This window comes from Dietzia sp. SL131 (assembly GCF_026672565.1).
GTDB classification, from domain to species: domain Bacteria; phylum Actinomycetota; class Actinomycetes; order Mycobacteriales; family Mycobacteriaceae; genus Dietzia; species Dietzia kunjamensis.
Map to the genome: position 1 here is coordinate 3,685,092 of NZ_JAPPRI010000003.1, position 26,469 is coordinate 3,711,560.

At 70.7% G+C, this 26,469-nt stretch carries 25 protein-coding genes, 3 tRNA genes and 1 pseudogene; 16 read left to right on the forward strand and 13 right to left on the reverse strand.

Going from position 1 to position 26,469, the window contains the following annotated elements; genetic code table 11:
* Positions 1 to 22: 22 nt before the first annotated feature.
* The 4 genes from OVA21_RS18225 to OVA21_RS18240 are packed head-to-tail and all read left to right on the forward strand — an operon-like array spanning position 23 to position 5,409.
* Complete coding sequence (locus tag OVA21_RS18225; protein WP_082923818.1) at positions 23 to 547, forward strand: GtrA family protein; 525 nt, start codon at positions 23 to 25, stop codon at positions 545 to 547.
* A 5-nt stretch (positions 548 to 552) separates the two neighbouring features.
* Complete coding sequence (locus tag OVA21_RS18230; protein ID WP_096906234.1) at positions 553 to 2,613, forward strand: DUF6541 family protein; 2,061 nt, start codon at positions 553 to 555, stop codon at positions 2,611 to 2,613.
* A 25-nt stretch (positions 2,614 to 2,638) separates the two neighbouring features.
* Positions 2,639 to 4,510 carry a glycosyltransferase gene (locus OVA21_RS18235; protein WP_069390372.1) on the forward strand — a complete coding sequence of 624 codons (1,872 nt, stop codon included), beginning with the start codon at positions 2,639 to 2,641 and terminating at the stop codon, positions 4,508 to 4,510.
* 32 nt (positions 4,511 to 4,542) lie between these two features.
* Complete coding sequence (locus tag OVA21_RS18240; RefSeq protein ID WP_096906233.1) at positions 4,543 to 5,409, forward strand: potassium channel family protein; 867 nt, start codon at positions 4,543 to 4,545, stop codon at positions 5,407 to 5,409.
* Between the two features lie 15 nt (positions 5,410 to 5,424).
* Here OVA21_RS18240 and OVA21_RS18245 read toward each other — a convergent pair whose 3' ends face one another.
* Positions 5,425 to 5,793, reverse strand: a complete 369-nt coding sequence (locus tag OVA21_RS18245) for a RidA family protein (RefSeq protein WP_067714759.1) — start codon at positions 5,791 to 5,793, stop codon at positions 5,425 to 5,427.
* A gap of 227 nt (positions 5,794 to 6,020) precedes the next feature.
* Between OVA21_RS18245 and OVA21_RS18250 the strand changes: the two genes are divergently transcribed.
* Both OVA21_RS18250 and OVA21_RS18255 read left to right on the forward strand, forming a co-directional pair.
* The gene (locus OVA21_RS18250) at positions 6,021 to 6,161 is read left to right on the forward strand and encodes a hypothetical protein (RefSeq protein ID WP_163375187.1); all 141 of its coding nucleotides are present in this window, start codon (positions 6,021 to 6,023) and stop codon (positions 6,159 to 6,161) included.
* A 107-nt stretch (positions 6,162 to 6,268) separates the two neighbouring features.
* Positions 6,269 to 7,117 carry a hypothetical protein gene (locus OVA21_RS18255; protein ID WP_227022101.1) on the forward strand — a complete coding sequence of 283 codons (849 nt, stop codon included), beginning with the start codon at positions 6,269 to 6,271 and terminating at the stop codon, positions 7,115 to 7,117.
* A gap of 61 nt (positions 7,118 to 7,178) precedes the next feature.
* Here the strand turns inward: OVA21_RS18255 and OVA21_RS18260 are convergent, their stop codons facing one another.
* Both OVA21_RS18260 and OVA21_RS18265 read right to left on the reverse strand, forming a co-directional pair.
* A complete protein-coding gene (locus OVA21_RS18260; protein ID WP_268093041.1) occupies positions 7,179 to 8,378 on the reverse strand; it encodes a TerC/Alx family metal homeostasis membrane protein in 1,200 nt (399 codons plus the stop codon).
* Positions 8,379 to 8,471: 93 nt separating this feature from the next.
* A complete protein-coding gene (locus OVA21_RS18265; RefSeq protein ID WP_067714753.1) occupies positions 8,472 to 8,945 on the reverse strand; it encodes a DUF4442 domain-containing protein in 474 nt (157 codons plus the stop codon).
* A gap of 149 nt (positions 8,946 to 9,094) precedes the next feature.
* Here OVA21_RS18265 and OVA21_RS18270 point away from each other — a divergent pair, with 149 nt between their 5' ends.
* Positions 9,095 to 9,286: a ferredoxin gene (locus OVA21_RS18270; RefSeq protein WP_007633389.1), complete on the forward strand. Its 192-nt coding sequence runs from the start codon at positions 9,095 to 9,097 to the stop codon at positions 9,284 to 9,286.
* Here OVA21_RS18270 and OVA21_RS18275 read toward each other — a convergent pair.
* The 4 genes from OVA21_RS18275 to wzm form a co-directional block, all read right to left on the reverse strand.
* Positions 9,273 to 9,878 (reverse strand): maleylpyruvate isomerase family mycothiol-dependent enzyme, encoded by a 606-nt coding sequence (locus tag OVA21_RS18275; protein WP_067714750.1) that lies wholly within the window; start codon positions 9,876 to 9,878, stop codon positions 9,273 to 9,275. The two genes, OVA21_RS18270 and OVA21_RS18275, sit on opposite strands and share 14 nt — an antisense overlap.
* Before the next feature lie 93 nt (positions 9,879 to 9,971).
* Positions 9,972 to 11,093, reverse strand: a complete 1,122-nt coding sequence (gene glfT1, locus OVA21_RS18280; RefSeq protein ID WP_240341220.1) for a galactofuranosyltransferase GlfT1 — start codon at positions 11,091 to 11,093, stop codon at positions 9,972 to 9,974.
* Complete coding sequence (gene wzt, locus OVA21_RS18285) at positions 11,083 to 11,901, reverse strand: galactan export ABC transporter ATP-binding subunit Wzt/RfbE (protein ID WP_067714748.1); 819 nt, start codon at positions 11,899 to 11,901, stop codon at positions 11,083 to 11,085. The genes glfT1 and wzt overlap by 11 nt, the downstream gene beginning before the upstream one ends.
* Before the next feature lie 12 nt (positions 11,902 to 11,913).
* The gene (gene wzm / locus OVA21_RS18290) at positions 11,914 to 12,801 is read right to left on the reverse strand and encodes a galactan export ABC transporter permease subunit Wzm/RfbD (RefSeq protein WP_132062167.1); all 888 of its coding nucleotides are present in this window, start codon (positions 12,799 to 12,801) and stop codon (positions 11,914 to 11,916) included.
* A gap of 66 nt (positions 12,802 to 12,867) precedes the next feature.
* On the opposite strand from wzm, the gene OVA21_RS18295 reads away from it, so the two are divergent.
* From OVA21_RS18295 to OVA21_RS18320, 6 genes and pseudogenes are all read left to right on the forward strand, one after another.
* A complete protein-coding gene (locus tag OVA21_RS18295) occupies positions 12,868 to 13,884 on the forward strand; it encodes an NADP-dependent oxidoreductase (RefSeq protein WP_256820826.1) in 1,017 nt (338 codons plus the stop codon).
* A gap of 92 nt (positions 13,885 to 13,976) precedes the next feature.
* A complete protein-coding gene (locus tag OVA21_RS18300; RefSeq protein WP_268093042.1) occupies positions 13,977 to 15,347 on the forward strand; it encodes a polysaccharide pyruvyl transferase family protein in 1,371 nt (456 codons plus the stop codon).
* A gap of 103 nt (positions 15,348 to 15,450) precedes the next feature.
* Positions 15,451 to 16,809, forward strand: a complete 1,359-nt coding sequence (locus tag OVA21_RS18305) for a TrkH family potassium uptake protein (RefSeq protein WP_256820881.1) — start codon at positions 15,451 to 15,453, stop codon at positions 16,807 to 16,809.
* A gap of 19 nt (positions 16,810 to 16,828) precedes the next feature.
* Positions 16,829 to 17,467, forward strand: a complete 639-nt coding sequence (locus OVA21_RS18310) for a potassium channel family protein (protein ID WP_256820828.1) — start codon at positions 16,829 to 16,831, stop codon at positions 17,465 to 17,467.
* Positions 17,468 to 17,608: 141 nt separating this feature from the next.
* Positions 17,609 to 18,590 (forward strand): annotated as a pseudogene (locus OVA21_RS18315) (NAD(P)H-dependent flavin oxidoreductase).
* Positions 18,591 to 18,594: 4 nt separating this feature from the next.
* A complete protein-coding gene (locus tag OVA21_RS18320; RefSeq protein WP_268093043.1) occupies positions 18,595 to 19,146 on the forward strand; it encodes a PadR family transcriptional regulator in 552 nt (183 codons plus the stop codon).
* Here the strand turns inward: OVA21_RS18320 and OVA21_RS18325 are convergent.
* Positions 19,133 to 20,173 (reverse strand): NAD(P)H-quinone oxidoreductase, encoded by a 1,041-nt coding sequence (locus OVA21_RS18325; RefSeq protein WP_268093044.1) that lies wholly within the window; start codon positions 20,171 to 20,173, stop codon positions 19,133 to 19,135. The two genes, OVA21_RS18320 and OVA21_RS18325, sit on opposite strands and share 14 nt — an antisense overlap.
* A gap of 139 nt (positions 20,174 to 20,312) precedes the next feature.
* On the opposite strand from OVA21_RS18325, the gene OVA21_RS18330 reads away from it, so the two are divergent.
* Positions 20,313 to 20,398 (forward strand) — tRNA-Ser (locus tag OVA21_RS18330).
* 43 nt (positions 20,399 to 20,441) lie between these two features.
* Here the strand turns inward: OVA21_RS18330 and OVA21_RS18335 are convergent.
* From OVA21_RS18335 to OVA21_RS18345, 3 genes are all read right to left on the reverse strand, one after another.
* Complete coding sequence (locus tag OVA21_RS18335) at positions 20,442 to 21,368, reverse strand: alpha/beta hydrolase family protein (protein WP_159148553.1); 927 nt, start codon at positions 21,366 to 21,368, stop codon at positions 20,442 to 20,444.
* A 256-nt stretch (positions 21,369 to 21,624) separates the two neighbouring features.
* Positions 21,625 to 23,361, reverse strand: a complete 1,737-nt coding sequence (locus OVA21_RS18340) for a bifunctional metallophosphatase/5'-nucleotidase (RefSeq protein ID WP_268093045.1) — start codon at positions 23,359 to 23,361, stop codon at positions 21,625 to 21,627.
* A gap of 122 nt (positions 23,362 to 23,483) precedes the next feature.
* A complete protein-coding gene (locus tag OVA21_RS18345) occupies positions 23,484 to 24,542 on the reverse strand; it encodes a pyridoxal phosphate-dependent aminotransferase (RefSeq protein ID WP_096906230.1) in 1,059 nt (352 codons plus the stop codon).
* A 105-nt stretch (positions 24,543 to 24,647) separates the two neighbouring features.
* Between OVA21_RS18345 and OVA21_RS18350 the strand changes: the two genes are divergently transcribed.
* Both OVA21_RS18350 and OVA21_RS18355 read left to right on the forward strand, forming a co-directional pair.
* Positions 24,648 to 24,739 (forward strand) — tRNA-Ser (locus OVA21_RS18350).
* 47 nt (positions 24,740 to 24,786) lie between these two features.
* Positions 24,787 to 24,859: transfer RNA gene (locus OVA21_RS18355), tRNA-Arg, on the forward strand.
* 59 nt (positions 24,860 to 24,918) lie between these two features.
* Here OVA21_RS18355 and OVA21_RS18360 read toward each other — a convergent pair.
* Positions 24,919 to 25,920 carry an HAAS signaling domain-containing protein gene (locus OVA21_RS18360; RefSeq protein ID WP_256820832.1) on the reverse strand — a complete coding sequence of 334 codons (1,002 nt, stop codon included), beginning with the start codon at positions 25,918 to 25,920 and terminating at the stop codon, positions 24,919 to 24,921.
* Positions 25,920 to 26,264 (reverse strand): PadR family transcriptional regulator, encoded by a 345-nt coding sequence (locus tag OVA21_RS18365; RefSeq protein WP_069390443.1) that lies wholly within the window; start codon positions 26,262 to 26,264, stop codon positions 25,920 to 25,922. Before OVA21_RS18365 ends, OVA21_RS18360 begins: the two co-directional genes overlap by 1 nt.
* Positions 26,265 to 26,469: the final 205 nt, after the last annotated feature.

Genomic DNA, 26,469 nt, shown 5'->3' on the forward strand with positions numbered 1-26,469 from the left:
GCCGGCGATCTACCCTGGTCGCGTGACGACATCCAGCGGCGGACCCATCCACGGCAGCCCGGCGGACCCGCCGGAGGACTCCGTCCTCGACTCCCTGCGGGGCGCCGTGGACCCCCTCGAGGCCCGCCACGAGTCCGACCCGGCCCGCCCGACCGACCTGAAGACGCAGGCCGTCCGGTTCTTCCTGACCGGCGTGCTGTCGGCGATCGTCGACTACGGGCTCCTCCAGCTGCTCAGGGTCCTCGGCCTGGACTACGGCACGGCCAAGGCGCTGTCCTTCGTCGCCGGCACGCTCACCGCCTACTCCTTCAACCGCCGGTGGACGTTCCAGGCCGAGCCGTCGCGCGCCCGGTTCATCGCCACGATGGGCCTCTACGCGCTGATGTTCGGCGTGCAGTGGGGCCTGTTCATGGTGCTGACACCGTGGTTCCTCGGTATGGACTGGAGCCCGTTCTGGGCCACGACCGTGGCCTACGTCATCGCCCAGGGCGTCGCCACGGTCACCAACTTCATCGTCCAACGGACCGTGATCTTCCGGGTGCGCTGAGCACCGTGACGGTCGCGCTCGTCCTGCTCGCCGCGGTGGCGCTGGTGGTGGTGCCGGGGGCGGTGGTCTGCCTGGCCGCCGGCACCCGGTGGCGGGACGCGGTGGCGGCCGGGCCGGCGCTGACGCTCGCGGTGGTGGCGGTCGGCAGCGCGGTCACCGCCGCGGTGGACCTGCGCTGGGGCGTCGTCTCGGCCGGGGTGACTGCGCTCGCCGCGCTGGTCTGCGCCGTCGTCGTGGGTATCGCGTCCCGGGTCACCGATCGGGGGACGTGGCGGCGTGGCGAGGGGGAGTACGACGACGACCCCCGCCGCGGCGGGCCGGGCCCGGGGGTGGCGGACCTCGTCGTCGTCGTCCTCGCGGTGATCCCGGTCGCCCACATCCTCGTCGCCACCCGCGGTCTCACCGCCATTCCCCAGGGCTGGGACGCCATCTTCCACGGCGGCGCCACCCGGTTCATCGCCGAGACCGGGCGGGCCGGCCTGACCGACCTCGCGCCGGTGAGCCAGCCCGCCAACCCGCACTTCTTCTACCCGGACACTTATCACGCGTTCGCGTCGCTGCTGGTCGGGCTGCCCGGAGGCGGCCTGCCGGAGGCCCTGGGCGCCGTCTCCGCGGCGACCGGGGTGGTGTTCGTGCTGGGGGTCGCGGTCCTGGCGGCCCGCCTCTGCGGGGGGTCCCGACTCGCGGCGGTGGCGGCCGCGGCGGTCGCCGCGTCGGCGTGGACGTTCCCGTACCTCGCCCTGGTGCGCGGACCCGTACTGCCGTTCGCGCTGGGCGTCGCGGTGATCCCCGGACTGCTCCTGCTGGGTGAGCACCTCGCCGCCCGTCGGTCCCGGATGCCCGCGCACGCGCTGCTCCTGGGCGCCGGGATGGCCGGGGCGTGGTCGGTGCACCCGTCGGTGGCACTGGCCGCGGCGATCCCGCTCGCCGCGCAGGCCCTCGCCGGGCTGGCCGCCGCTCCCGGCCTGCGCCCGCGGCTGACGGTGCTGGGCGCGTTCGTCCTGGCCGCCGTGCCCGCGGGGGCGTACGTCGGGTGGTCGGTGAGCATGGTGTCGTCCGGGACCACCCAGTCGCTCGCCGGGTTCTCGTGGCCACGGGAGGCGGGTGTGGCGCGGGCGGTCGCCGCGGTGCTCGACCTCGGTCCCACGGCGGTGGCCTCGGTGGGCATGGCCGTGGCGGTGATCGTGGGACTGGCGACGGCGGTCGCCGACCCGCGGCGGCGTCGCCCGCTCGCCGCCCCCGTCGCCGCGCTCCTCGTCTACGGGACCCTGTACGTCCTGGCCGCGGCCGTCCGGGGCGACTGGGTGCGGACGTTCACCGGCTTCTGGTGGGACGACTTCTACCGGTTCGCGTCGCTGCTCGTCCTGCCCTCGGCGGTGCTGGCCGGGGCCGGCGTGCGGGCGCTGGTTCCGCGCGGGTCGCTGCGCCGGCCGGCGGCCCGGGTCGGCGTGGCCGTGGCGGCGGCGCTGGCCCTGCTCACCGCCTCCGGGCACGCGGTGATGGCGCGGGACCTGACCGCCTGGGGGTACGCCGACGGGCCCGCGGTCACCGCCGACGAGCGGCTCGTGCTGGACGCGCTGGGGGAGAGGTACGACGGCGGGGTGGCCCTGAACGACCCGTTCGACGGCACCGCCTGGGTCTACGCGCTCCACGGGGTGCCGGTGGTGTTCGGGGCGCCGCTCGCCGACGACCCGGTCGCGCAGGTCGGCGCCGACCGCATGACGCTGTACACCTCGGTCAACCGCTACGGTTTCGACCCGACCGTCACCCGCGAGATGCAACTCCGGGACGTGCGCTGGGTGATCGTCGGGACGGAGTCCGTGGGCGGGCCGGGCCGGCCGGGTGGGTTCATCGGGCTGCACCTCAACCCGAACCTGCGGCTGGTGGAGGCCACTCCGGGCGCCCGTCTGTACGAGGTCCTGCCGGTGCCCGCGGACCACCAGCCGCTGCCCCCGCCACCCGGCATCCCCCCGGTGACGCCGCCGGGGCAGCCCCCGAACACCGACTCACCGGTCGTCGAGGCGGCGCCCCCCGGCCCGGGGGCTAGCCTGGACGGCACCGCCTAACCGACTCCCAGGAGCGCATCGCCCCATGGACGCCACCACCGTGACAACCGCAGACGCCGACACCGGGACCGACCGGCCCGAGCGCGATCTGCTGCTCCAGCGCACCCTGTTCTCCGGCCCGCGCCGGTGGGTCAACGACGACCTGTACTCGCGGATCACGCGGGGCGTGGTGCGCCGCACACGCACCGAGCTGCACCTGGAGCCCGGCGCGATCGTCGACACCAACACCTACTTCGGCCGGTTCGAGGCGTCCTACTGGCAGCGCTGGACCGTCGTCACGGAGCTGACCGTACGGGTGTCGGTGGAGACCGCCGGGCAGGTCGACGTGCTGGTGCGCGCCTCGGACATCGGCTCCCACGTGCGGACGGTGGAGGTGGTCCACCACCACGGCGACGGCATGGCGGTGGTGCACGTGCCGGTGGACGCGTTCACCGACGGTGGCGCGATGTGGCTGGAGGTGCACGCCGTCGACGCGCCGGCGACGGTGTCGGAGGTGGAATGGAGTACGACGACGACGAGGCCCGCCCGCCGCGCCGCCGTGGCCATCTGCACGTTCAACCGGGCGGATGACTGTGCGGCCACGGTCGACTCGCTGGCCTCGGATCCCCTCGTCGCGGACCTGATCGACGACCTCTATGTCACGGACCAGGGCACCGATCTGGTGGAGACCCGCGATCCGTTCCGGCACGCGGCGGAGGAGTTCGGCGACCGGCTGCACTACCTGCGCCAGCCCAACCTCGGCGGTGCCGGCGGCTTCAGCCGCGGGCTGTTCGAGGCCACCGCACCGGACGGCCCGGGGCCGGTGGACGTGCTGCTCATGGACGACGACGTCCGGGTGGAGCCCGAGACGGTGCTGCGGCTGTTCGCCTTCGCCGCCGTCACCCGTGAGCCGATGCTCGTGGGCGCCCAGATGCTCTACCTGTTCAACCCCGACTACCTGCTGGTCTCGGCCGAACGGACGCAGCTCGACGAGCTCCGGGGCGGGTTGGACGCCGACGAGTTCGCGCTGCGTGACGAGTCGGTGGTCGCGGGCCGGCAGGAGCGGCGGATCGACGCCGAGTACAACGCGTGGTGGTCCTGCCTCGTCCCCGGCGAGGCCGTGGAGCGGGTCGGACTCCCCATGCCGTACTTCTTCCAGTGGGACGACATCGAGTACGGCCTGCGCTGCCGCCAGGCGGGGATGCCCACGTGCACCCTGCAGGGTGCGGCGGTGTGGCACGCGGACTTCTACTGGAAGGACGGCGACGACTTCGGCCAGTTCTTCTCCCTGCGCAACTCGCTGACCACAGCGGCGGTCCGGCAGGGGATCGACCCCAAGGACATGGCCAAGAACCTCGCCCGGAGCGTCCTGCGCGCGGTGGCGGCCATGCAGTACGGGCTCGCCGCCACCCGCCTGCGCGGGATCGAGGCGTTCCTCGACGGGCCCGACGGCACCCACGGCGTCGGTGACGGCGGTCAGGCCGCGCTGGCCGCGATCCGCGCCGAGCGCGCGCGGTACCCGGAGACCGCCAAGCTCGGGGTGGAGGCCCTGCCCGCCGGGGTCGGTGTCCAGCGCAAGGTGGGGATCCCGAGGGAGGACCGCGAGGACCAGGTGCTCGCCAAGCGGCTGCTCGTGCAGAAGTTGGGCCGGCAGCGCCGCGGCGTGGTGGCGATCCCCTACGAGGACGCGGCCTGGTGGCACGTCTCCCTGTTCGACGAGGTGTACGTGACCGACGCCTCGCAGACGGGGGTGCACCACCGCAAGGTGGACCCGGCGCGGGCCACCGAGCTGCAGAAGCGGCTGGTCGCACTGCTCTCCAGGTTCGTCCGGGAGGCCCCGGCCGCCCAGGAGCGGTGGCGTGCCGCGCAGGCCGAGCTCACCGCGCGGGAGAACTGGGCGCGGCTGTACGGACTCTGACCCGCCGTCCGCTCGCCGCCTAGGGTGGGTTGATGGTCGAGATCGTGCTGACGGTGGTGGGCGTGGCGCTCATCGTGGTGGTGTTGATGGACGTGTTCCACACGCTGATGCACCCCGGGGGCACCGGGTACCTGAGTCCCTGGGTGTTCGCGGGGATCTGGCGGGTGTCCCGGGCGACGGGCCATCGGGTGGGCAGCGCGGTGGGTCCGGCGGCCCTGGTGACGGTCATCCTGCTGTGGGTGCTGCTCCAGGGACTGGGCTGGGGACTGATCTACTACCCGCACCTGCCCGCGGACTTCACCTACTCGGACGGGATCGATCCGGACAGGCTCCCGGCGTTCGTCGAGGCCCTGTACTTCTCGTTCGTCACCCTGGCCACCCTCGGGTTCGGTGACATGGTCCCCTCCGATTCGTGGGTCCGGTGGATCACACCGTTCCAGGCGTTGACGGGGTTCGCCCTGCTCACCGGGGCCCTTACCTGGTTCAACCAGGTGTATCCGCCCTTGTTGCGGCGGCGGGCGTTGGCGCAGGAACTGTCGCGTCTGGACGAGGTCGACTTCCAGGGACGGATCCCGGACCTGCCGACGGAGCCGGTGTGTGCGCAGTTGACGGCGGTGGCCGACAGGGTCGAGGAGGTCCGGATCGACTTCTTCCAGCACTCCGAGGGCTTCTACTTCCGCGAGCAGTTCGCGGACCTGTCGCTGCCACGACAGCTGGCCGGCGCGGTGCGACTGTCCGAACCCGGCCCGGCGGGGTCGCCGGCCGCCGTGGAGCTGGGTCGCCGCCAGCTCGCAGTGGCGCTGGAGCGGCTCGCGGTGACGCTGGACCAGCAGTTCCTGCACCGCGGTGGTCTGCCGGAGCAGGTGTTCTCCGCCTATCTCCGCGAGCACCACCCCTAGGGGGCCGGCGGTCGATCACGGCACCAGGGCCACCGCCTTCAACTCGACGAGCTGGCCGGGGAACGTCAGCTCGCTGACGCCGATCGCACTCCACGCCGTGGGGACGTCCGTCCGGGGGATGTAGCGGCTGCGGACGTCGAGGAACAGGGGCAGGTGGTCCTGGAGACCGACGTGGTACGTGGTCATCTCCACGATGTGCTCGAAATCCGACCCGCCGGCCCGGAGTACCGTGCCCAGGTTCTCCCAGGCCGCCACGAAGTGATCCTCGAGGCTGCTGTCGATGACGTTCATCTCCGAGTCCCGCCCGGCCTGGCCCGAGCAGTAGATCAGGCTGCCGACCTTCACTGCCGGTGAGTAGTTGAACCGCTCCACCAAGTGGGCCATGTCCTCGGGAACGACGATTTCCTTCTGAATCTTTTCCTCCGTCTGTGAGTCGGTGTGACAGGTTGATCCTCGGCGGACGATGAGTCGAGTTAGCTAGCTGCGTGTAACAGCGGTGGGTCGTGAGATTCCACAGGTGTGGCGTTCTCCACAGACGCCGCCCGGAAGGCGGCTTCCCGGCCCTAGAGCAACGGCTCCGTGCGCCACAGTGACGGGTATGGAGATCCCAGATGCGTCCCGTGCCCGAGTCCTCGATGCGGGAGGACGCGGTGCGGAGACGGTGGCCGGCGACCCGCCACCACCGGGCAGAATCCGCCGCGGCGCACAGGGAACACGGGGTGCACGGGGCGTTCTGCCACCCGGCCCGCTGACCACGGCCGAACTCGCCGTCGCGGTACCGGATCCCGCTGACCGCGCGCGCTATCGGCGGATCTGGCACGGAATGTACCGGCGGGAGGACCAACGGGACGATCTCCGCATGCGCAGCGTCGCGCTGGCGCGGACCTGGCCCGGAGGGGTGCTGCGCGGGCGCAGCGCCGCCCTGCTGTGGGGCGACGACTCCGCGCCCGCGGACGCGCCACCCGAGATCTGGCTGCCGTCGACGCGCAGGTCGCGTCCGGGCAGGGTGTACCGCTACGGTTCGATGCCCCCGTCCGCTGTCACGGAGATCGACGGGTTGCGTGTGACCACCCCGCTGCGGACCTGCCGGGACCTGGCCGGAGATCTGTCGTTCGAGGACGCGGTCGTCGCGGTGGAGCGGCTGTGCGGGATGCTGCCCGAACTGCCGGGCCAGTTGTCGGGCGCCGCCGGGCATCCCGCCGGGCGTGGTGCGAGGGCCTTCCGTGAGGTCGCCGGGGCGGCGGATCCGCTCTCGGGATCGGTCGCGTCGACCCGGGCCCGGCTCGAGTTGGCGGCGGCGGGGTGCGGGACGTTCGGGCACGGGCACACGGTCCGGCTGGGGCACTTCACGGTGGAGTTGCCGCTCGCCGATCCCTTCGACCGGTGCGTGGTGTTCACGCCCGGCGGGCGGGCCCCGTCGTTCGGGAGACCCGCCGAGCGCTACCGGGAGCACTTGCGTCGGGCCGGATGGACGGTGATCGTCGTCCGAGGACCCGTCTCTCCGGAGGGGGCCGCGGCGCCCGCTCCGTCCGCTGTGCCCGCTCCGTTTGCCGGGCCAGCCGCGCTCACGCCTCCGGGAGGTCGGGGGGAAGGGCACCGCGCGGCGGCGGTGCTGAGGTCGCGCTGGCCATCGACGGAGGTCCGGTCCCCGTTGCGCGAGGACGGCGCGGTGGATCCGCACGGCATGTGGTCAGGCAGCCCCTGGTGAGGAGCCCGGGTCAGGAACCCCGGTGAGGAAGCCCCGGTAAGGCCCGGCCCCGCCGCCGGCGTCAGCGGGTGTAGTCGGTCGCCTTCTCGTAGCGGCCCTGCTCGTCCCAGACCCTCCGCAGGAGCTGCTCAAGCTCCCACACGTCGCCCTCGCTGCCGAAGTACCTGCGCTCGATGTCCTTGAGCTTGTCCTCGTTCTCGACGATCTTCGCCCACAGCTTCGCCCGCTCGACCGGATCGTCGACGAAGTCCTTGTCGAGGTATTCGAGCGAGTGTCGCTTGAGGTTGCCGAGCACCGTGAGCGCCTTGCCGGCCGGGCTGAGCAGGGAGCCGAGGACCGTCACCACGAGCACACCAACGATGATGCCCAGCGAGAGGAACGTGGGGACCTCCACCACGTCCACGTGCTCGCCACCGTTGATGAACGGGAGGTTGTTCTCGTGCAGGGCGTGGAGGATGAGCTTGACGCCGATGAAGCCGAGGATGGCGGCCAGCCCGTACTTGAGGTAGACGAGCCGGTCGAGCAGGCCGTCGAGCAGGAAGTACAGCTGGCGCAGGCCGAGCAGCGAGAACGTGGTGGCGGTGAAGACGATGAAGACGTTCTGGGTGAGACCGAAGATCGCGGGGATCGAATCCAGCGCGAACATGATGTCGGTGCCGCCGATGGCGACCATGACGATCATCATCGGCGTCATGACGCGCTTGCCGTTCTCGATGGTGAACAGCTTGTCGTGTTCGTAGTGGTCGGTGGCCGGGATGAATCGCTTGGCCAGGCGCACCACCACGTTGTCGGCGTCGTCGTCCTCGTCGTCCTCGGCCAGCAGACGTCCGGCGGTGACGATGAGGAACAGGCCGAAGATGTAGAACAGGACGGCGAACTTGTTGAGCAGCGCGGCGCCCACGAAGATGAACGCGGTCCGCGCGATGATCGAGAACACGATGCCGAACAGCAGTGCCTTCTGCTGGCCCGCACGCGGCACCTTGAAACTGGTGAGCAGCAGCAGGAACACGAACAGGTTGTCCACCGAGAGCGCCTTCTCGGTGATGTACCCGGCGAAGTACTCCACGCCCATGTCTGTGCCGCCGAAGATCCACACCACGCCGCCGAAGATCAGGGCGATCCCCACGTAGAGCGCGGACCAGATGGCCGACTCCTTGAGGGTGGGGATGTGCTCCTTGCGCACGTGAAAGAAGTAGTCGAACAGCAACAGGGCGATGATGAGGCCGACTGACAACGACCATGCGAGCGGGGTGGCTCCCAACGGGGGTTCCTTTCCGGGGAGGGCCTGGGACCGGATTATCCTACCCGTGTCCGGCGGCGGGAGACCCCCGGCGGAGGTTTTGACCGCTGCCCGTCAATCCCTGCGGCGGATCGACATCGTGTGCCGGGCCTCCACGACCGTCCCGCCGCGGGCGTCGGTGACCAGGGCCGTGTGGACGATGCTCGTCCGGGGCCGCGCGGTCAGCTGCTCACGGATGGAGTCGGCCTCCACGCGGGGGACCTCCACGACGCACCGCAGACGACCGCGTCCGGGGGTACGGAAGTCGATCGTCGCGGACTTGGTCCACACCTGGTAACCGGTGCCGAGCTGCCCGGACAGCAGCGCCCCGTAGAGCACGTCGGTGGCGGCGAACAGCGCGCCGCCGAACGCGGTGCCGTTGGTGTTGGCCGTCCACGGGGCCACGTGCATGTCGAGCTCCCCGCGGGTCCAGTCCGGCGCGACGTGGCGGATGCGGATCCCCGAGCCCAGCAGGGGTGGATAGAGCGAGGCCAGGACCGGGAACGCCCGGGGGCTCGAGGTGTATCGGTGCAGCAGCGTCTTGGGCACGGGGCGAGCTTAACTTACCGGCGGATCAGTTCGGGGCGGCTGCGATCCGGTGACGAAAACACGAATTCCCTAGACAAAAAGCACCGATTTGTCTAAGTTCAGGGGTCCGACCACGGAACCGATCGTGGCCGACGACGAGGAGGCACGTCATGAGGATCATCGTGGATCCGGACCGGTGCGAGGGCCAGGCGGTGTGCGTCGGGCTCGCCCCCGCAGTGTTCGAGCTGGGGGACGACGACGAGGTGGTGCGCGTCATCGTCGACGAGGTCCCCGAGGAGCACGAGAAGCGGGCACGGAAGGCCGTCGCGAAGTGCCCGATGGCTGCTCTCAGAGAGGCCTGACGGGCCACGCCCCCGGATCGCGTCCGGTCAGCGCCAGCGCCGTGTCCCGGGCGGGGACGTCCGGCCCCTCGTAGCCGGGCACCGGGGGATCGAAGAGTTCCGGGGCCGGGTTGTCGGCGAGATCTGCCCGGACGAACTCCAGCACGGCCCGATCGAGCTCGTCGCCCCACCGCAGGTCGATCCGCTGGGAGACGGCGAGATCCCACGCGTGGACGGCGAGGTCGAACACCTGTTGCGCCAGGTAGTGCTTCGCGGGCGCCAGCCCGTAGGACAGGTGCACCTCGTCGTCGTCCGGGGTCCCTCGCCACGCCGCCGCCACCGGCGGGCGGATCGCGTGCCAGTCGGTGACCAGCTCCGGCCCGGTCGCCTCGTGGAGCCGACGCAGGCGGTCCTCCAGATCGTCGGCCACCTCGTCGACGGTGCCGCCGGCCAGCAACCCCGGCACCCACAATTGCTCGTCGACCACGTGGGCCAGCACCTCGTGCGCCGTCCAGTCGCTGCAGGGGGTGGCGGCGTCCCAGTCGGTGATGGCGGGCAGGACCTCGTCGTAGAGGTCGGCGGCGCGGGACTGCAGGGCGATCCAGTCGGTCATGGACCCATCCTGCCAAAATCCGCTACTCCACCTCCGGATCCGCGAGTCCAATCGGCATAGCGGATCCGGATTCGCGGTAGCGGATTTCGTGGGTCAGCCGCCGGGCTTGTCGAACCGCTCGCCGGCGCCCATCCGCTGCAGTCGCAGCCACTCGCGCAGGCCCGCCGGGTCGCGCCTCGTCACCAGGAAATACCAGCCGAAGCGCAGGATCTCCTGGGGGATGAGTCGCCGATTGCCGGGCTGGGTGAGCACGTACCCGCGGTTGCGGTAGGTGAAGTGGCGTTTGACCGGGTCGTCGGGGAACTGGGTGTGCATCCGGCCGCCGAGGATCGGCTTGAACTCGTCCGAGCCCTGCGGGTGCAGGTAGGCGGTGGTCAGGCAGGTGCCGAAGGGCTGGCCGGAGCGGACGAGCCGGCGGTGCATCTCCACCTCGTCGCCGCGGATGAACAGCCGTAGATCCGGAACGCCCACCCGGTCCAGGCAGTCGGCGGTGAACAGCGCGCCGTTGAACAGCGACGCGATGCCGGGCAGCAGGTCCTCGGCCGGTGCTGCGGGCCCGCCCGTCCCACCGGCCCCGCCCGTCCCACCGGCCCCGCCGACCGTGAACAGCTCGGAGCGGTGTCGTCGCCACACCAGGCCGCGCCGCAGCGGGAACGCCAGACGGTCGGGATCGTCGAGGTCGCACACCACCGGCGACACCTCGGCCAGCCCGTGGCGGTCCATGCAGCCCAGCAGGGTCGCCAGCACCTCGGGCCCCTCGGGGCGGCCATCGTCGTCGGCGCACCACACCAGGCCCGCCCCGGTGGCCAGGGCGTGGAGCATCCCCAGTGCGAACCCGCCCGCGCCACCCAGGTTGTGCTTTGAGCCGATGTACGTGGCCTCGACCGGCTGGGCTTCGACCAGTTCTCGCACGGCCTGCTCGTCGGCATTGTCGATCACCACCAGGTGGTCGATCGGGCGGGTCTGGCCGCACACCACCTCGAGCGAGGCGCGCAGCTGCTCCAGCCGGCGGTGCGTGACCACCACGGCCACGACGCGCCGCCCGTCGCCGCCCCGCTGGGTTGCGCTGGCGGAATGCTCGCTTCCGGCGGGGTTGTGCTGCGTGTCGGGACCATTCTGGGCGCGCAGGTCCGAGCCCATCACCGCAGGGGCGTCCGACCCGGGCGTGTCGCCCGCACCGCCCGGGCGGCCCGCGCCCTGCCGCTCAGTCCTCATGGTGCATCCTGCCGATGTACTCGCCGATCGAGCGCCCGGCCTCGGGGCCCTCATAGGCGGTGACGATCTCCTCGATGCTGCCGCGCTGGCGGATCCGGCCGTGGTCGACCCACATGGCCGAGTCGCACAGCTGCGCGAGGAATTCGTTGGAGTGTGAGGCGAACACGAGGATGCCGGAGCGGGAGACCAGCTCGGCGAGCTTGACCCGCGCCTTCTTCATGAACTCCGCGTCCACGGCACCGATGCCCTCGTCGAGCAGCAGGATCTCGGGGTCGATGGAGGTCACCACCCCCATCGCCAGGCGGACGCGCATGCCGGTGGAGTAGGTGCGCAGTGGCATGTCGAGGTACTCGCCGAGCTCGGTGAAGTCGGCGATCTCCTCGACCTTCGCCTTCATCTGCTTGCGCGTCTGCCCGAGGAACAGCCCGCGGATGATGATGTTCTCGTAGCCCGAGATCTCCGGGTCCATGCCGACGCCCAGGTCGAAGACCGGCGCCACGCGACCGCGGATCCGGGCGGCCCCGCGGGTGGGCTCGTAGATGCCGGAGAGCAGGCGCAGCAGCGTGGACTTGCCGGCCCCGTTGTGGCCGACCAGCCCGATGCGGTCGCCCTCCCGGAGGGAGAGGGTGATGTCCTTGAGGGCCTCGACGACGACGACGTTGGACGCGTTCCGGCCGATCGCGCCGCCGGCGGATCCCAGCACGGCCTTCTTGAGCGATCGCGACTTGGCGTCGAAGATCGGGAAGTCGACGCAGGCGTCCACGCAGTCGATGGACACGCCGCCGGGCGTGGGGACAGCGGAGCTCATGGGATATATCTCCTACACCCAGTACGGGACTCGGGAGCGGAACTGGCGCAGGGCCACGAACGCGAGGACCAGACCGACGGCGGTGCAGCCCAGGACGATCCACCAGTGATAGGCGGCGGTGGGTTCCCCGAGCATGGGGGCGCGGACGATCTCGAGGTAGTGGTAGAGCGGGTTGAGCTCGGCGATCCGGGCCCGCTCGGCGATCTCCCCGCCCTGCTCGTAGAGCGTCTGCGTGGTCCAGACGATGGGGGTCATGTAGAACAGCAGCTGCACCATCGAGTCCAGCAGCGGCGCGATGTCGCGGAACCGGGTGGCGAGGATGCCGAACAGCATGGCCACCCAGACGCCGTTGATCATGAGCACCGCCAGTCCCAGGACGGACAGCAGCAGGTCCCAGCCCAGGGGGCGCGGGAAGACCAGCATGAGCACCACCCAGATCACCAGGTTGTGACACAGGAACAGGAACTGCCGCCAGACCAGGCGGTAGACGTGGACGCTCAACGCGCTGGGCAACTGCTTGATCAGGCCTTCGTTGGCGATGAAGACCTCGGAGCCCTCCTTGATGCACCCGGAGATGAAGCCCCACATGATGAGGCCCACGGTGACGTGCGGGAGGAACTCGGCGAGCGGGATCTGGAAGAGGATCGAGTACAGCAGGCCGAGCGCGACGGCCATGACGCCGGTGGCGATGGTGATCCACAGGGGACCGAGCGTGGACCGCCGGTAGCGCTGTTTGATGTCCTGCCAGCCCAGGGACAACCACAGCTCGCGCTGGCTGAGCCCCTGCCGCAGGTCGGCGACGGCCCGGCGGAAGGTGTGGGAGTCGTTGACGATCTCGCCGCGTACGCGCTCGTCGGGGAGCGTCGCCGAGGTGGGATCGGGGAGGGACTGGTCCTGCACGATCGGGAAGCCTACTAGAGCGGCCGGCGGTGGCAGCCCCGCAGCGAGTGCGCGTAGACAGTAGAGATGACGACCAGTACGCAGATCCAGCTCGCGAGCCGCCCCCGCGGATGGCCGACCCACGACAACTTCCGCACGGTCACCGTCGACCTGCCCGAGCTCGCCGAGGGCGAGGTGCGGGTGGCCAACGAGTACGTCTCCGTGGATCCCTACATGCGTGGCCGCATGAACGAGGGGCGCTCCTACATCCCGCCGTTCGAGCTCGACGAGACCATGACCGGTGCCGCGGTGGGGCGTGTCGTCGAGTCGCGGTCCGACGCCCACCCCGTCGGTGCGGTGGTCCTGCACGACCTGGGGTGGCGCGACGTCGCGCAGGCCGACGGTCGGCAGTTCCGCGTGGTGGAGGAGATCGACGGCGTGCCGGTCTCGGCGTACCTGGGCATCCTCGGCACCACCGGGCTCACGGCGTACGTGGGCCTCATGCACATCGGACGGTTCCGGGCGGGCGAGTCGGTGTTCGTCTCGGGTGCGGCGGGTTCCGTCGGCTCCGCGGTGGGCCAGATCGCCAGGCTCGAGGGCGCGTCCACGATCATCGGTTCGGCCGGCAGTGCGGAGAAGGTCGCCACGTGCACGGAGCGCTACGGCTTCGACGCCGCGATCAATTACAAGGACGGCTCGGTCCGTGAGCTCCTGCGGGGGCACTTCGGCGCCCGCGACGGTGAGGGTATCGACGTCTACTTCGACAACGTGGGCGGTGACCACCTCGAGGCCGCGCTCGACCTGATGAACGACGGGGGCCGCCTGGCCCTGTGCGGCGCGATCAGCTCCTACAACGCCACCGAGCGTGCGCCGGGGCCGGACAACATGTGGCACGCCATCACCCGGGGTCTCACCCTGCAGGGCTTCACGGTGAACAAGTACATGCACTTGTTCAAGGAGTTCGCGGAGAAGGTCGGGCCGTGGGTCGCCTCGGGCGAGATCGTGTTCGACGAGACCGTCGTCGACGGCATCGACAACTCGGTCGACGCGTTCCTCGATCTGATGAAGGGCGCGAACGTGGGCAAGATGCTCGTGCGGATCTGATCCCACCGATCTGACCCCCAGTCCGGTCCGGCGGCCGGCGGCGGTCTGACCCGGGCGGCGGGGCCCCACGGGGGTGCGGCAGGGTTGACGTCATGACGCCGACTCGCCGAGCCGCGCCCGCCGCCCGCCTGAGACGACGGGCCCGACGCCGGCTCGACGCCGTGCGCGCCACCGCGGACGCGCGGTGGGGCCGGCCGCGGGAGGGCCACCGGCCCGTGTACCTCGTCGCTCCGGCCGGTCACCCCAACCACGGCGACGAGCAGCTGTTGGCGGGGTGGCTGCGCTACCTGCGGCACGCACTGCCGGGGACGCCCGTCGTGGTGGACTGCCACACGCCCGGCCAGGCGGCGGTCCTGCACCATTCCGAGCACCCGGACGTGCTCTTCACCGACACCCTGTGGCGCCTGGCCTCCGAGCACACCGGCGCCGACGAGGCGATCGGGTTCTGTCGCGCCGCGGTGGGCGACCCCGGGCTGCGTCCGGCGCTGGCCACGGGCATCGACCTGCTGCGCAGCGCGTCTGTGGTCCACCTCATCGGCGGCGGCTTCGTCAACGACCTGTGGCCGCACCACCTGGGCGTGGTCGCGGCGGCGGGGGAGGCCGGCCGGGCGGCGGGCGCGCGCGTGGTGGCCACCGGTCAGGGGTTCGTGCCGTGCGGGGACGCCGGACGGTTGGCGGGGGCGTTGCGCGACTACGACCTGGTCACCGTCCGTGACGCCGACTCGTTCGAGCTCCTCGCGGGCACGGGGGTGCCGGTCCGCCACGTGGCCGACGACGGCTGGCTCGCCCTGTCGGCGGCGGGTGTCGTCGAGGCCGGCGACCACCCCGTCTACTCGCCCGACCCGGACGCGTGCCGCGACCTGGTGCTCTGCGCCCAGTCCGACCTGGTGGAGCCGGAGGTCCTCGCCGCCACCGTCGCGCGGATCCTCGCCGCGTGGGCGGTGCCGGGCGAGCGGATCACCGTCGTCGAGTCGATCCCCGGTGGGGACCGGGTGGTGTGGGACAGGGTGTGTGCGCGCGCGGCGGCCGCGTCCGGCGCCGACGGTGGACAGGGTGGATACGACGGCGACGACGACGAGGTGGGCCGCGCCCTGGCTGACCTGCGGTTGCCCCGCGCGCGTTTCGTGCCGTTCCAGGAACTGTGGGCCACGGGTCTGCCCGCCCGGCCGGGGCAGGTCTGGCTGACCACCCGTTTCCATCCGCATCTCTTCGCGGCGGCCCGCGGGGCCTCCGGGGTGGCACTGCGGTCGGGGTCGGCCTACTACGACGTCAAGCACGGGGCGCTGCTCGCCGCCGGGTCGCGGTGGAGTTCTGTGGCGGCGGACGAGGACCCGCGCTCCGTCGTCTCCGGGGTGCCCGCGGCGGGTGGCGTCGATCCGGCCACCGTCGTCGCGCTCGTGGAGGTCGCGGAGCGGTTGGCACAGGAGATCTACGCGGGGGCTGCGGGCCGCACGCTGCAGTGATACGCAGCCGGTTCACCGGGCGCAAACCCCTACTGTTCATCGGTGCCGCCGAGGTCTACTGTCTGACCTCGTGACTGCGTATGGGCGGGTGTCACCGTCTGTGATGCGGCGGTGGGCGGGCTGGGCGACGTTGAGTCCGGTCCGGGTCGTCGCCCTGAGTTTCGCTGCGGCGATCGCGGTGGGGACCGGGTTGCTGCTGCTGCCCGCGGCGGTGGCGTCCGGCGGCGCCACCAGTGTGACCGCAGCGCTGTTCACGGCGACGTCGGCGATGTGCTTGACCGGGTTGATCGTGGTGGACACCCCTGTGCACTGGTCGGGATTCGGTCAGGCGGTCATTCTGGGGCTGATCCAGGTCGGTGGCCTGGGGATCATGACCATGGCCTCGTTGGTGGGGCTGATGTTGGCGCACCGGATCGGACTCAAGGCACGGTTGAACACCGCCGCCGAGGCCCGGGCGGCCGAACTCGGCGACGTGCGGGGCGTGGTCGTGGGCGTGGTCCGGATGAGTCTGCTCATCGAGGCGGTCACCGCGGCGGCGCTGGCGATTCGTTTCGCGGTCGGGTACGACGAGCCGGTGCTGCGGTCGCTGTGGCTGGGCGTGTTCCATTCGGTCTCGGCGTTCAACAACGCCGGGTTCGCGCTGTACAGCGACAACGTGATCGGCTTCGCCACCGATCCGTGGATCTGTGTGCCGTTGATGGTGGCGGTGATCCTGGGCGGGTTGGGCTTCCCGGTCCTGTTCGAGGTGGGGCGGCGCATCCGCCGGTCCGGATCCGCGACCCGGGAGCACCCGCGGTGGAGCCTGCACACCCGGCTGACCGTGCACGTCACGGCGATCCTGCTGTTGGCGGGGTTCGCGGCGGTCCTGGCGCTGGAGTGGACCCGCACGCTGCAATCGTTCGGTTTCGCCGACAAGGTCCTGGTGGCCGCGTTCCAGGGGACGATGCCCAGAACCGCCGGCTTCAACAGCGTCGACTACGCGCAGATGGACGAGGCGACCCTGCTCGTGACCGACGTGTTGATGTTCATCGGAGGCGGCAGCGGAGGCACTGCCGGCGGTATCAAGGTGACGACCTTCGCACTTCTGCTGTTCGTCATGGTCGCAGAGGTGCGGGGCGAGAAATCGGTCACGATCTTCGACCGCCGTGTGGACACCCGCGTCCAGCGCCAGGCGTTGGCCGTGGCACTCATCGGTATCGGATTGGTGACGGTCTCGACCATAGTGCTCCTGGCGGGGACGCCGTTCGGGCTTAATGAACTGTTGTTCGAGGTCACTTCCGCGTTCGCCACGGTGGGGCTGTCCACCGGCATCACCGCGCGGCTTCCCGAGTGGGGTCAGTGGATACTGATCGGACTGATGTACCTGGGCCGGATCGGCCCGATCACCATGGTCAGTGCCCTGGCCGCTCGCCAGCGCGGACGACGGTACGACCTTCCCGCAGAAAGGCCACTCATTGGCTAGGAAATCAGCGCCGGACGCCGTGGCAGTGCTCGGTCTGGGTCGGTTCGGCAAGTCGCTCGCCCTGGAGTTGATGTCCCAGGGCGCGGAGGTGTTGGGTGTCGACGCGAGCGATGCGGTCGTGCAGAAGATCGCCAACCGCCTCACGCACGCGGTGGTGGCCGACACCACGGACGAGGAGTCCCTACGTCAGTTGTCGGTGCACGAGTTCGATCGCGCGGTGGTGGGGATCGGCTCCGACCTCGAGGCCAGCCTGCTGACCGCCTCGGCCCTGATCAATATGGGCGTGGCGAACGTGTGGGCCAAGGCGATCAGCAACTCCCACGCCAAGATCCTCACGCAGATCGGTGTGCATCATGTCGTGCGGCCGGAACACGACATGGGCAAGCGGGTGGCCCACCTGGTCCGCGGCCGGATGATCGACTACATCGAGTTCGATGACGGGTTCGCCATGGTCAAGACGACCGCCCCGGCGTTCGCGACGGGTCGCAGTCTCGGTGCGACCTCGATCCGCACGGACCACGGCGTGACCGTGGTGGCGATCAAGCGTCCCGGGGAGGGCTTCACCTACGCCACCGCCGACACGATCCTGCACCCGGGAGACACCATCATCGTCTCCGGCAAGGTGCGCGACACCGAACGCTTCGCGGAGCTGTCCTAGACCGCGATTCCCGTCCGTGAGGTGTGGGTTCTGTCGCCGACGCGAGGCCGTCGACTTTTGTGCAACTAGTTGCATGAAAGTCGGCGCGACCGTACGGTCAGCGGAGAAGTCTGCTCCGCCCCGCTCTCGAAAGGACTGCTCATGGCCCTTCCCTCAGTGCTCGCCGGCCCGCTCACCGTCCCGGTGGTCGCCTCGCCGATGTTCATCTACTCCGGCCCCGAGCTGGTGGCCGCGCAGTGTCAGGCGGGGGGTGATCGGGTCGTTCCCGGCGCTCAACGCGCGGCCGCAGTCGGCGCTGGCCGAGTGGATCGAGCAGGTCAGGGAGAGCAATGAGGCGTTCGCCGCCGCGAATCCCGACCGGTACGTCGCCCCGTTCGCGGTCAACCAGATCGTCCATCGCTCCAATGATCGGCTCGAGCAGGACCTGGCCACCGTGGTCGAGCACGAGGTGCCGATCGTCATCACCTCCCTCGGCGCGCGCGAGGAGGTCAACGAGGCCGTCCATTCGTACGGCGGCATCGTCCTGCATGACGTGATCAACGACCGGTTCGCCCGCAAGGCCGTCGAGAAGGGGGCGGACGGGCTCGTCGCGGTCGCCGCGGGCGCCGGGGGACACGCCGGCACTCAGTCGCCGTTCGCGCTGATCAGCGAGATCCGAGAGTGGTTCGACGGCCCGCTGCTGCTGTCCGGGGCCATTGCCCACGGTCGCTCGATCCTCGCCGCGCAGGCGGCCGGCGCCGACCTCGCCTACGTGGGTTCGGCGTTCCTCGCGACCGAGGAGTCCCGCGCCACCGACGCCTACAAGCAGATGATCGTCGACAGCGGTGCCGGCGACATCGTCTACAGCAACCTCTTCACGGGTATCCACGGGAACTACCTGCGGGGCAGCATCGAGGCCGCCGGTCTGAACCCCGACGACCTGCCGGAATCGGATCCCTCGGCCATGGACTTCGGCTCCGGGGGGACCACCGACTCCAAGGCCTGGCGCGACATCTGGGGCGCCGGTCAGGGCGTGGGCGCGGTGGACTCGGTCGGGACCGTCCGTGAGCTGGTCGAGCGGCTGCGGTCCGAGTACGACGACGCGGTGGCGGCCCTCACCGCGGGTCTGCCCGCGACCCGCTGACCCGATGTCGCTGAAGTTCGCGATCCTCACCTCCCTCACCGAGCGGGAGGGCAGCGGCATCGAACTCGCGCGCCGGTTCGACAAGTCGATCGGGTACTTCTGGCCCGCGACCCATCAGCAGATCTACCGGGAGCTCGATCTGCTGGCATCCGCGGGTCTCATCCACGAGCTGCCGCAGCAGGGACCGCCGCGGCGGGGACAACCCAGGAGGTTCGCCGTCGCGGACACCGGCCGGGACCTGCTGGTGGAGTGGATCGGGGAGGACGACGAGCCCGAACCGATGCGCTCGAGCCTCGCGGTCCGTGTCCGCGCGGCCGCGGCCACGGGCAGGGTGGATGACCTTCGGCGAGCCCTCGGGTACCACCGCCGCCAGCGGGTGGAGAATCTGCGGCGGTACCGGGGGATCGAGGAGCAGGACTTCGCGGACCGCGACCCCGTCGAGGTCCGGGGTGCGCTCCAGCACCAGGTGCTCAAGTTGGGCATCCAGGCGGAGCAGGCGTGGGTGGGCTGGTGCGACGAGACCCTGGAGGTGTTGGACCGCCTCAGTCGACCGTGAGCAGGATCTTGCCGTGGCTCTCGCCCGACTCCAGCAGGGCCAGTGCGTCTGCGGCCCGGTCGAGCGGGATCTCGCGGGAGACCCGGGTGGTGACGTCCCCGGCCGCGACCATCGGCCACACCTGGTCCACGACCTCCCGGCAGATTCCGGTCTTGCCGCCGGGGCCGTCCGCGGGGCGGGCCCGGAGGTTGGTCGCGAGGATGCCGGCCCTCTTGGGCAGCAACCTGCCCAGGTTGAGCTCACCCTTGACCCCGCCCTGGAGGCCGATGACGATGACGCGACCGTCCGGCGCCAGGGAGGCGATGTTCTTCTCCAGGTACTTCGCGCCCATCACGTCCAGGATCAGGTCGACGCCGCGGCCGCGCTCGTCGTCGTCGGTCCAGTCCTTGACCCGTTCGACAAAGTCCTCGTCCCGGTAGTCGATCACCAGGTCCGCGCCCAGTTCGCGACACATCTGCACTTTCTCCGGCCCGCCGGCGGTGGTGGCGACGCGGGCCCCGAGGGCGCGGCACACCTGGATCGCGTGCGAGCCGATGCCGCCGGCGCCGCCGTGGATCAGCACGCGCGGGGCGCCGAGGTCGGTGTCGCCCCAGCGGGCCTGCGCGGCCAGGACGCCGCGACCGAGCCCGCCCGTCATGGCCAGGTTCGACCACACGGTGCACGCGACCTCTGGGAGCGACGCGGCCTCGTGGAGCGAGACCCCGGCGGGGACCGGCATGACCTGACCGACCGGGACGGCGACCTTCTCGGCGTACCCGCCGCCCGCCAGTAGCGCGCACACCTCGTCGCCCACCGCCAGGCCCTCCACGCCCTCGCCGACCGCCGAGATGCGGCCCGAGCACTCGAGGCCGAGGATCTCCGAGGCGCCGGGCGGCGGCGGGTAGTGGCCCCTGGACTGCAACAGGTCGGCGCGGTTCACCGCGGAGGCCGCGACATCGATGAGCACCTCGCCGGCGGAGGCGACCGGGTCGTCGACTTCGGTCAGGCGCAGGGTGTCGGGGCCGTTGTCGTATGCGATTGCCTTCATGTCCTCCGACGGTAGCCGGGATGAGACCCGAGGGCAGGCGGGCTGGGTGCGCACGCCCGCGGTCCACTACGATGAACGGCGTCGTCAACGCAGGTTCCACGTGGAACCACGCGGTCGTGCGTGTCGCGGCAGGCGGCGGGGAAGTGTGGCAGAGCGGCCGAATGCACTCGCCTTGAAAGCGAGCGTGCCTAAACAGCACCGGGGGTTCAAATCCCTCCACTTCCGCCCAGGTCCGATCCGCGCGGGCCCGAGTCGAGGCAGGGCCGGCTCAGGCGGTCGTCTCCTGCAGGTCCGCTGCCGCGACGTAGCGGATGATCTCGAGCACCCGCGGGTACGAGCGGGACTTTCCCGAGACGATCGAGACGTGGTCCTCACCCTCGAGCAGGACCAGTTTGGCGCGTCCTCCCCGGCGGGTGACCTCGTCGACGTAGCGCCGGGAGTTCTCCGCCGAGACGGTCGCGTCCCGGTTGCCGTGGATCGCGACGACCGGTGTGCCGGTGTCGATGTTCTGGATGGGGTCCACCGACGCGTACCGCCACGGGAACTCGGAGGGCGTCCCGCCGATCGCCGTGACGATCCTGTCGTCCCCGTGGTTCGCTGCATAGACCATGTCCAGTGGTCCGGCGATCGAGATCACGCGCGTGGGCCGGAACGCGGGCTCGGAGCCCACCTCGTCGTCCTCGAGCAGGTGGCGGGTGCCGCCCCACACGGCGAGTTGGGCGCCCGCGCTGTGGCCCACCACCACTTCGTCATCGGTCGTGATCTGGGGGAAGCGCCGGTCCACCTCGACCACGTGGTCGAGCGCGTCCGCGATGTCCCGGAAGGTGACGGGCCAGCCGCCGCCGGACCCGACCCGGCGGTACTCCACGTTGTAGACCGCCATTCCGCGGCTCGCCAATTCGCGCGCCAGGGGGTCGAAGATGTCCGCACCCAGCTGGTTCTGCCACGCCCCTCCGTGGATGAGGACCGCGAGCGGGATGGTGTCGACCTCCTGGGCCCCGGACGGCAGGTACAGGTCCGCCCAGTTCTGTTCGGGATCGGCGTCGGAATCCCGGGTCGGGTACTCGAAGCGCTGGACCGTGACCTCGTCCAGTCGGACGGTTCCCGCATAGGTCGGGTCCACCTGCGGAATGGCGGTCGTCGTCATGCAGCCGACAAGGGTGAGTGCGGCGCCCACCAGGGCCGCGCCACGCATGAGGACGTGCCCCGGTCCCACGACGGGTCTTCGCGACGACATGGCCACCACTTCCTCAGGAGTCGATAAGGCGGAGTACCTTTTTTCTCCTTGGGTGGGCACGGTGCACTGGGGCGGGGTCGTCCGGAATCGCGGAGAGTGAAGCTGATCTTACTCTTTGTCAGGCCCGCGGTGCTGAGAGGTGCCCCCCGTGTCGGCCCCCGGCGTGCCGTGCCGAGCACGGCATGCGGCCAGCCGGTGCGACTGTCGGGTCGTGTCAGCCGACGACGCTGATCCGGCCGGTCTCGGGGGCGCTCAGCGGGCCCTCCTCGGCCACGTAGCGACGCAGTGCGTCGAGATCGGTCACCCCGGCCTCGCGGCGGTCGCCGCGTTCGGCCAGGACCGAGCCGTCCCACTCGGGGGAGGAGAGGAACTCGTTCACCACGACGGTGTACTCGCGCCGGGGGTCGACGGGCTCGTCGTCGACCACGATCTCCGACACCCGGGCTCCGGGCGGGCGGCGGAGGTCGACGGTATAGCGGACGTTCGACGAGACCGCGGGGCCGTTGCGGCCGATGTCGTCGGCGAAGTGGTCGAAGGCCGCGCGGAGTTCCTCCCCGGTCACGGTGACCAGGTAGAGGCGATCCCCGTAGGGCTGCACGGTGTGCAGGTCGGCGTAGTCGAGGGGCCCGGCGGGGAGGTCGGTGCGCAGGGAGTCCGGGTTGGACAGGGCCAGCTCGGCGCCCCGACCCCGGGCGGCGTGAAGCTGGCCGTCCGCGATGAGATCCGCCAGTGGTGACTCGCCGTTCGCATCCATGGCCCGCTCGATGGTCTCGTCGGCGGTGCCGATGACCTCGCGGGCTTGCGGTGCCGCAGCGGCCTGGGCCTGGCGTACGAGCTCCTCGGTCCCGGCGTCGGGTTCTATGTCGAGGTTGACCGTCTGGTTGAACACCGACGTCTGGGGCCGGATCACGTCGCCAGTGGAGGGGTCGACCGCCAGGTCGACGACGGTGACGGACCGGCCGTGGGACGCGGGGGCCACGACGACGCGCTCGTCGTTGTCCGAGTCGAAGACACGGCAGGTGGCCGGGCCGCCGGAGGCTCCCACGATCAGGGCGTCCACGGCGGGGTTGAGCTGCTTGACCAGGTCCAACTCGGTGAGCTCGTCGGGGCAGGCCGCCGGATCGAGATTGTCGTGGACGGCGTCGGACTGGACCATGGCGACGATCGCCTCCACGCCCAGGAACCGCAGTGACTCCACGGTCTCGTCGATCGCGCGGAGGGGGTCGGTCAACCGCGTGGTCGTCTCCGGGACGGACGTCGACGGGGAAGTCACCGCCACGACCCCCACCCGGACGTCACCGACTCGGTGGATCGCGAAGGGGAAGGTGGGGGCCGAATCGGGCGACGGGATGGCGTTGGATGCCAGGAACGGGAACGCCGCCCCACGGAATGGCGGGAGCGGGGGATCGACGCGGCAATCCCGCTCGGTCGCGCACCCCGGCGTGACCAGGGATCGGACGTGGTCGGCGCCCTTCTCGAGTTCGCGTCGTCCCACGCCGGCCCCGTCCACACCGAGCCGGTTGAAGTACTCGATGGTCGCTCGGTCACCCAGCAACGCGGCCTCGGGGGCGGTCCCGCCGATCGAGTCGCCGGTGGCGAACAGCAGTGAATCCTCGGCCTGGTCGCGCAACTTTCCGACCGTGGCCGCGAGGTGTGGCCCGCCACCGGCGGGGCGGACGTTGCCCGAGCCGTCACGGAGCTCGCCCTGGAACCCCACGGGCCGGGACAGCGCACCGGAGAACTCCCCGATCCCCAGGATGCGGACCGACCGGGTCTCCGCCGCCGGGCTCCAGGGACTGCTGATCTGCGCGTCGGCACGCGGAGGGGAAGCGAGGGTTGCGACGAGGACCACGGCCGCGAACAGTGCGAAAGCGACCGGCCCGACGCGGCCCGTTATGGACGTGTGGATAGCTGCGGAGTTCACCTCGTGCCATGAACTCTTCTGCTGCACATCGTCTCCTAGGGGGGTGGGGGCTCGCACGTTCCGCGATCCGGGGATCGCGAGATCGTGACCTGCTCTCCCAAACCCGGCCCATGCTGCCCTCGCGATGTCACGGGACCCCGCCGGAAGCATTACGTTCTGGTCACGAAATGCCGGGCGGCAGTGAGGAATCGGTCGTTTTCCTCGGGATCCCCGATGGACACCCGCACTCCGTCGCCGGCGAAACACCGGGTGACGACCAGGTGCTCGCGGCAGTGGGCGTCGAAATCAGCCGCGGCGTCCCCGAGGGGTAGCCAGACGAAGTTCGCCTGGGTGTCCGGGACCGCGTGCCCCATGTCGAGCAGGGAAGCCCGTACGCGGGAGCGCTCGGCGACGACCGCGTCGGTGCGGGCCCGCAGTTCGTCCCCGGCCTCGAGGCAGGCGATTCCGGCGGCCTGCGCCAGGGAGCTCACCGAGAACGGGACGACCATCTTCGCCACCGGTACCACCAGTTCGGCGGGTCCGACGAGGTAGCCGACACGGAGGCCGGCCAGACCGTAGGCCTTGGAGAAGGTGCGCAGCGAGACCACGTTGGGCCGCGACATCGCCTCGGCGACGCCGTCCACCGGGTCCTCGGATCGCATGTACTCGTAGTAGGCCTCGTCCAGCGCCACGGTGACCCGTTCGGGGACGCGGTCGAGAAAAGCGAGGAGTTCGGCGCGGGTCACCGCCGGGCCGGTCGGGTTGTTGGGCGTGCAGACGAAGATCAGCCGGGTCCGGTCGGTGACGGTGGCGACGATCGCGTCGAGGTCCAGCGACCCGTCGTCCCGGTTGGGGACCGCGATCGGGACCGCGTGGGCGATGCGGGCGATGATCGGGTACGCCTCGAAGGAGCGCCAGCCGAAGACCACCTCGTCGCCCGGTGCACACACCGCCTGGACCAGTTGCTGGCACAGGGCGACCGAGCCGCAGCCGGCGGTGACGTTCCCGGTGGGCACGTCGAGGAAGTCCGCGAGCCGGTCGACGAGCGCGCCGGCGGTGATGTCCGGGTAGCGATTGGCGCCCGCCGCGGCCTCGGCGATGGCCGCCGCCACGCTCGGCAGCGGGCCCGCGGTGGTCTCGTTGGACGCGAGTTTGACCGCGCCCGGCACGGAGGCGCCCGGAATGTAGGCGGGGATGGCGTCGAGGTCGCTGCGCACGTCGGGGGACATGACTACAGGGTAGGACCACCCCCTGCGGGCCCGGTGTCCGGCCGTTTTGCGCACCGGCCCGGCCTGTGTGTACTGTAATTCCTCGTTGGCTCAGCAGAGCCTCCAGGAGGCGTGCCAGAGCGGCCGAATGGGACTCACTGCTAATGAGTTGTCCTCCTCAAAGGGGACCGGAGGTTCAAATCCTCTCGCCTCCGCCATGCCGGGGATCCGGGTGACCGGATAGCTGGCACGACAGAAGAATATTGCGCCCGTAGCTCAATGGATAGAGCACTTGACTACGGATCAAGAGGTTAGGGGTTCGAGTCCCTTCGGGCGCACAGAAGGAACGTCCCCGTCCACGCGGACGGGGGCGTTCGCCATTTCCGGCCTGCGGTGTTCACGCGGCGTTCGCGGCCCCCCGCCGGTATGCGCGCAGGGTCTCGATCTGATCCCAGACCACGATCACCCAGATCGTGGCGATGATGCTCCAGCGGATCGCGGTGGTCGCCGTGCCGCCGTCGTCCGGGACGAGATCGGGGTGGATCACCGAGTCGTGGCTCAGCACCAGGACCGTGAGGAAGACGCCGAAGACAACGTCGACCACCACGTCGATGCCGAGCCGCGCCGGTGACCTGCCCGGCCTCACCAGGCGCCACACCTGGACGAGCGCCAGCGCTCCGATCAGCAGCACGTACCCCGTGAACCACCTGGTGGGGATGGCGGGGTTCACGAGCGGTTCGCCGCCGTTGAGATGGCCGATGTACAGGAACGTCGACGGGACGAACGGCACCGCGACCAGGATGGCCAGCATCACCAGCGACACGACCGCGTCGACGCGGGTGTCCGCCCCGCCACGGGGCCCGTCGAGGTGCGCCGGGTCCCAGGTGGGGGTCAGGGTCAACGGACTGCGTTCGCCCTCCGGGGTCGTCCGCTCGATGATCACCACCACGAGCGTCCAGGCCGCGAAGGCCCACAGCAGGGCGGCGGCGACGGAGCTGACGAGTTGGCCGATGAGGCCGCCGAGCTCCGGCTCCGCGGTGGTCGAGACGTAGAGGATGCTGCCGGCCAGGGCGGCGATGACACCCACGACGGGCAGGAGCCACCGCAGTACCCGAGCCCAGACCGGGTAGACCTCCGGCCCCACGAGGTACTGGCGGGCGCCGGCATAGCGGCGAGCGAGTTCGGCCGGGTCGCCCAGTCGCACCAGGACGGCGCGCTCGGCGGAATCGCGGTCGGCGGTCCCGGCCGGCTCGGTCCCGCTGGCGTCGTTCACGGCGTCGGGTTCGGCGGCGACCATGTCGGCGATGGTCGCGGCGATCTCTGAGGAGATGTCGCCGCGCTGGTCTTCGGGGAGGTGGCGGACCACCTCGGAGATGTAGCGATCGGTCAGTGTGGACATCACGCGTCCGCCTTCCGCAGATCGGTGTAGCCGGCACCCAATGCCAGCCACTCGGCGTGCAGGCGCTCGGCGGTCTCGGTGCCGAGCGCGGTGGTCTCGTAGTACTTGCGGGGCCTGGGCTCCTCGGTCCGCCACGTCGAGGTGAGCAAGCCCTGTCCCTCGAGGCGGCGCAGCAACGGGTAGAGGGTGTTGGCCTCGGTGGCGATTCCCGCCTCGGCCAGCGTGGTGAGCAGGGCGTACCCGTACCTGGGCGTCCGGCAGGCCAGCAAACTCGCCAGGACGACCGACCCGCGCCGGAGCTCCTGCAGGTGGGTGCCCAGTGCCGCGTCCGCGTCGTCGCCCATGCGGCACACGTTAGTGTGTGGCACACACTATGTAAATGGCGCACAGCCTCGGCGCGGGCCCTCTCGCTCCACCCGCTGCACCGCGACACTCCGCCATCGACCGGCCCTGACCGGCCCTGACCTGCGGTGCCCTGAAGACGGTGTGCAGGGCACCGCAGGTCGGGAGGCCGCGGCCCGGCGCACTGCCGGGTTGCGGGACTGCGTG

Excerpts from the sequence above, each read along its gene's own strand:
- OVA21_RS18325 (WP_268093044.1), bottom strand. The coding sequence starts at position 20,173 with ATGAAGGCAATCGCATACGACAACGGCCCCGACACCCTGCGCCTGACC.
- OVA21_RS18295 (WP_256820826.1), top strand. The coding sequence starts at position 12,868 with ATGACGACCAGTACGCAGATCCAGCTCGCGAGCCGCCCCCGCGGATGG.
- OVA21_RS18250 (WP_163375187.1), top strand. The coding sequence starts at position 6,021 with ATGCGTCCCGTGCCCGAGTCCTCGATGCGGGAGGACGCGGTGCGGAGA.
- OVA21_RS18245 (WP_067714759.1), bottom strand. The coding sequence starts at position 5,793 with ATGGCCCACTTGGTGGAGCGGTTCAACTACTCACCGGCAGTGAAGGTC.
- wzt (WP_067714748.1), bottom strand. The coding sequence starts at position 11,901 with ATGAGCTCCGCTGTCCCCACGCCCGGCGGCGTGTCCATCGACTGCGTG.
- OVA21_RS18335 (WP_159148553.1), bottom strand. The coding sequence starts at position 21,368 with ATGCGTGGCGCGGCCCTGGTGGGCGCCGCACTCACCCTTGTCGGCTGC.
- OVA21_RS18275 (WP_067714750.1), bottom strand. The coding sequence starts at position 9,878 with ATGACCGACTGGATCGCCCTGCAGTCCCGCGCCGCCGACCTCTACGAC.
- OVA21_RS18300 (WP_268093042.1), top strand. The coding sequence starts at position 13,977 with ATGACGCCGACTCGCCGAGCCGCGCCCGCCGCCCGCCTGAGACGACGG.
- OVA21_RS18255 (WP_227022101.1), top strand. The coding sequence starts at position 6,269 with ATGCGCAGCGTCGCGCTGGCGCGGACCTGGCCCGGAGGGGTGCTGCGC.
- glfT1 (WP_240341220.1), bottom strand. The coding sequence starts at position 11,093 with ATGAGGACTGAGCGGCAGGGCGCGGGCCGCCCGGGCGGTGCGGGCGAC.
- OVA21_RS18360 (WP_256820832.1), bottom strand. The coding sequence starts at position 25,920 with ATGTCCACACTGACCGATCGCTACATCTCCGAGGTGGTCCGCCACCTC.
- OVA21_RS18235 (WP_069390372.1), top strand. The coding sequence starts at position 2,639 with ATGGACGCCACCACCGTGACAACCGCAGACGCCGACACCGGGACCGAC.
- OVA21_RS18365 (WP_069390443.1), bottom strand. The coding sequence starts at position 26,264 with ATGGGCGACGACGCGGACGCGGCACTGGGCACCCACCTGCAGGAGCTC.
- OVA21_RS18320 (WP_268093043.1), top strand. The coding sequence starts at position 18,595 with ATGTCGCTGAAGTTCGCGATCCTCACCTCCCTCACCGAGCGGGAGGGC.
- OVA21_RS18270 (WP_007633389.1), top strand. The coding sequence starts at position 9,095 with ATGAGGATCATCGTGGATCCGGACCGGTGCGAGGGCCAGGCGGTGTGC.
- OVA21_RS18345 (WP_096906230.1), bottom strand. The coding sequence starts at position 24,542 with ATGTCCCCCGACGTGCGCAGCGACCTCGACGCCATCCCCGCCTACATT.
- OVA21_RS18240 (WP_096906233.1), top strand. The coding sequence starts at position 4,543 with ATGGTCGAGATCGTGCTGACGGTGGTGGGCGTGGCGCTCATCGTGGTG.
- OVA21_RS18305 (WP_256820881.1), top strand. The coding sequence starts at position 15,451 with ATGCGGCGGTGGGCGGGCTGGGCGACGTTGAGTCCGGTCCGGGTCGTC.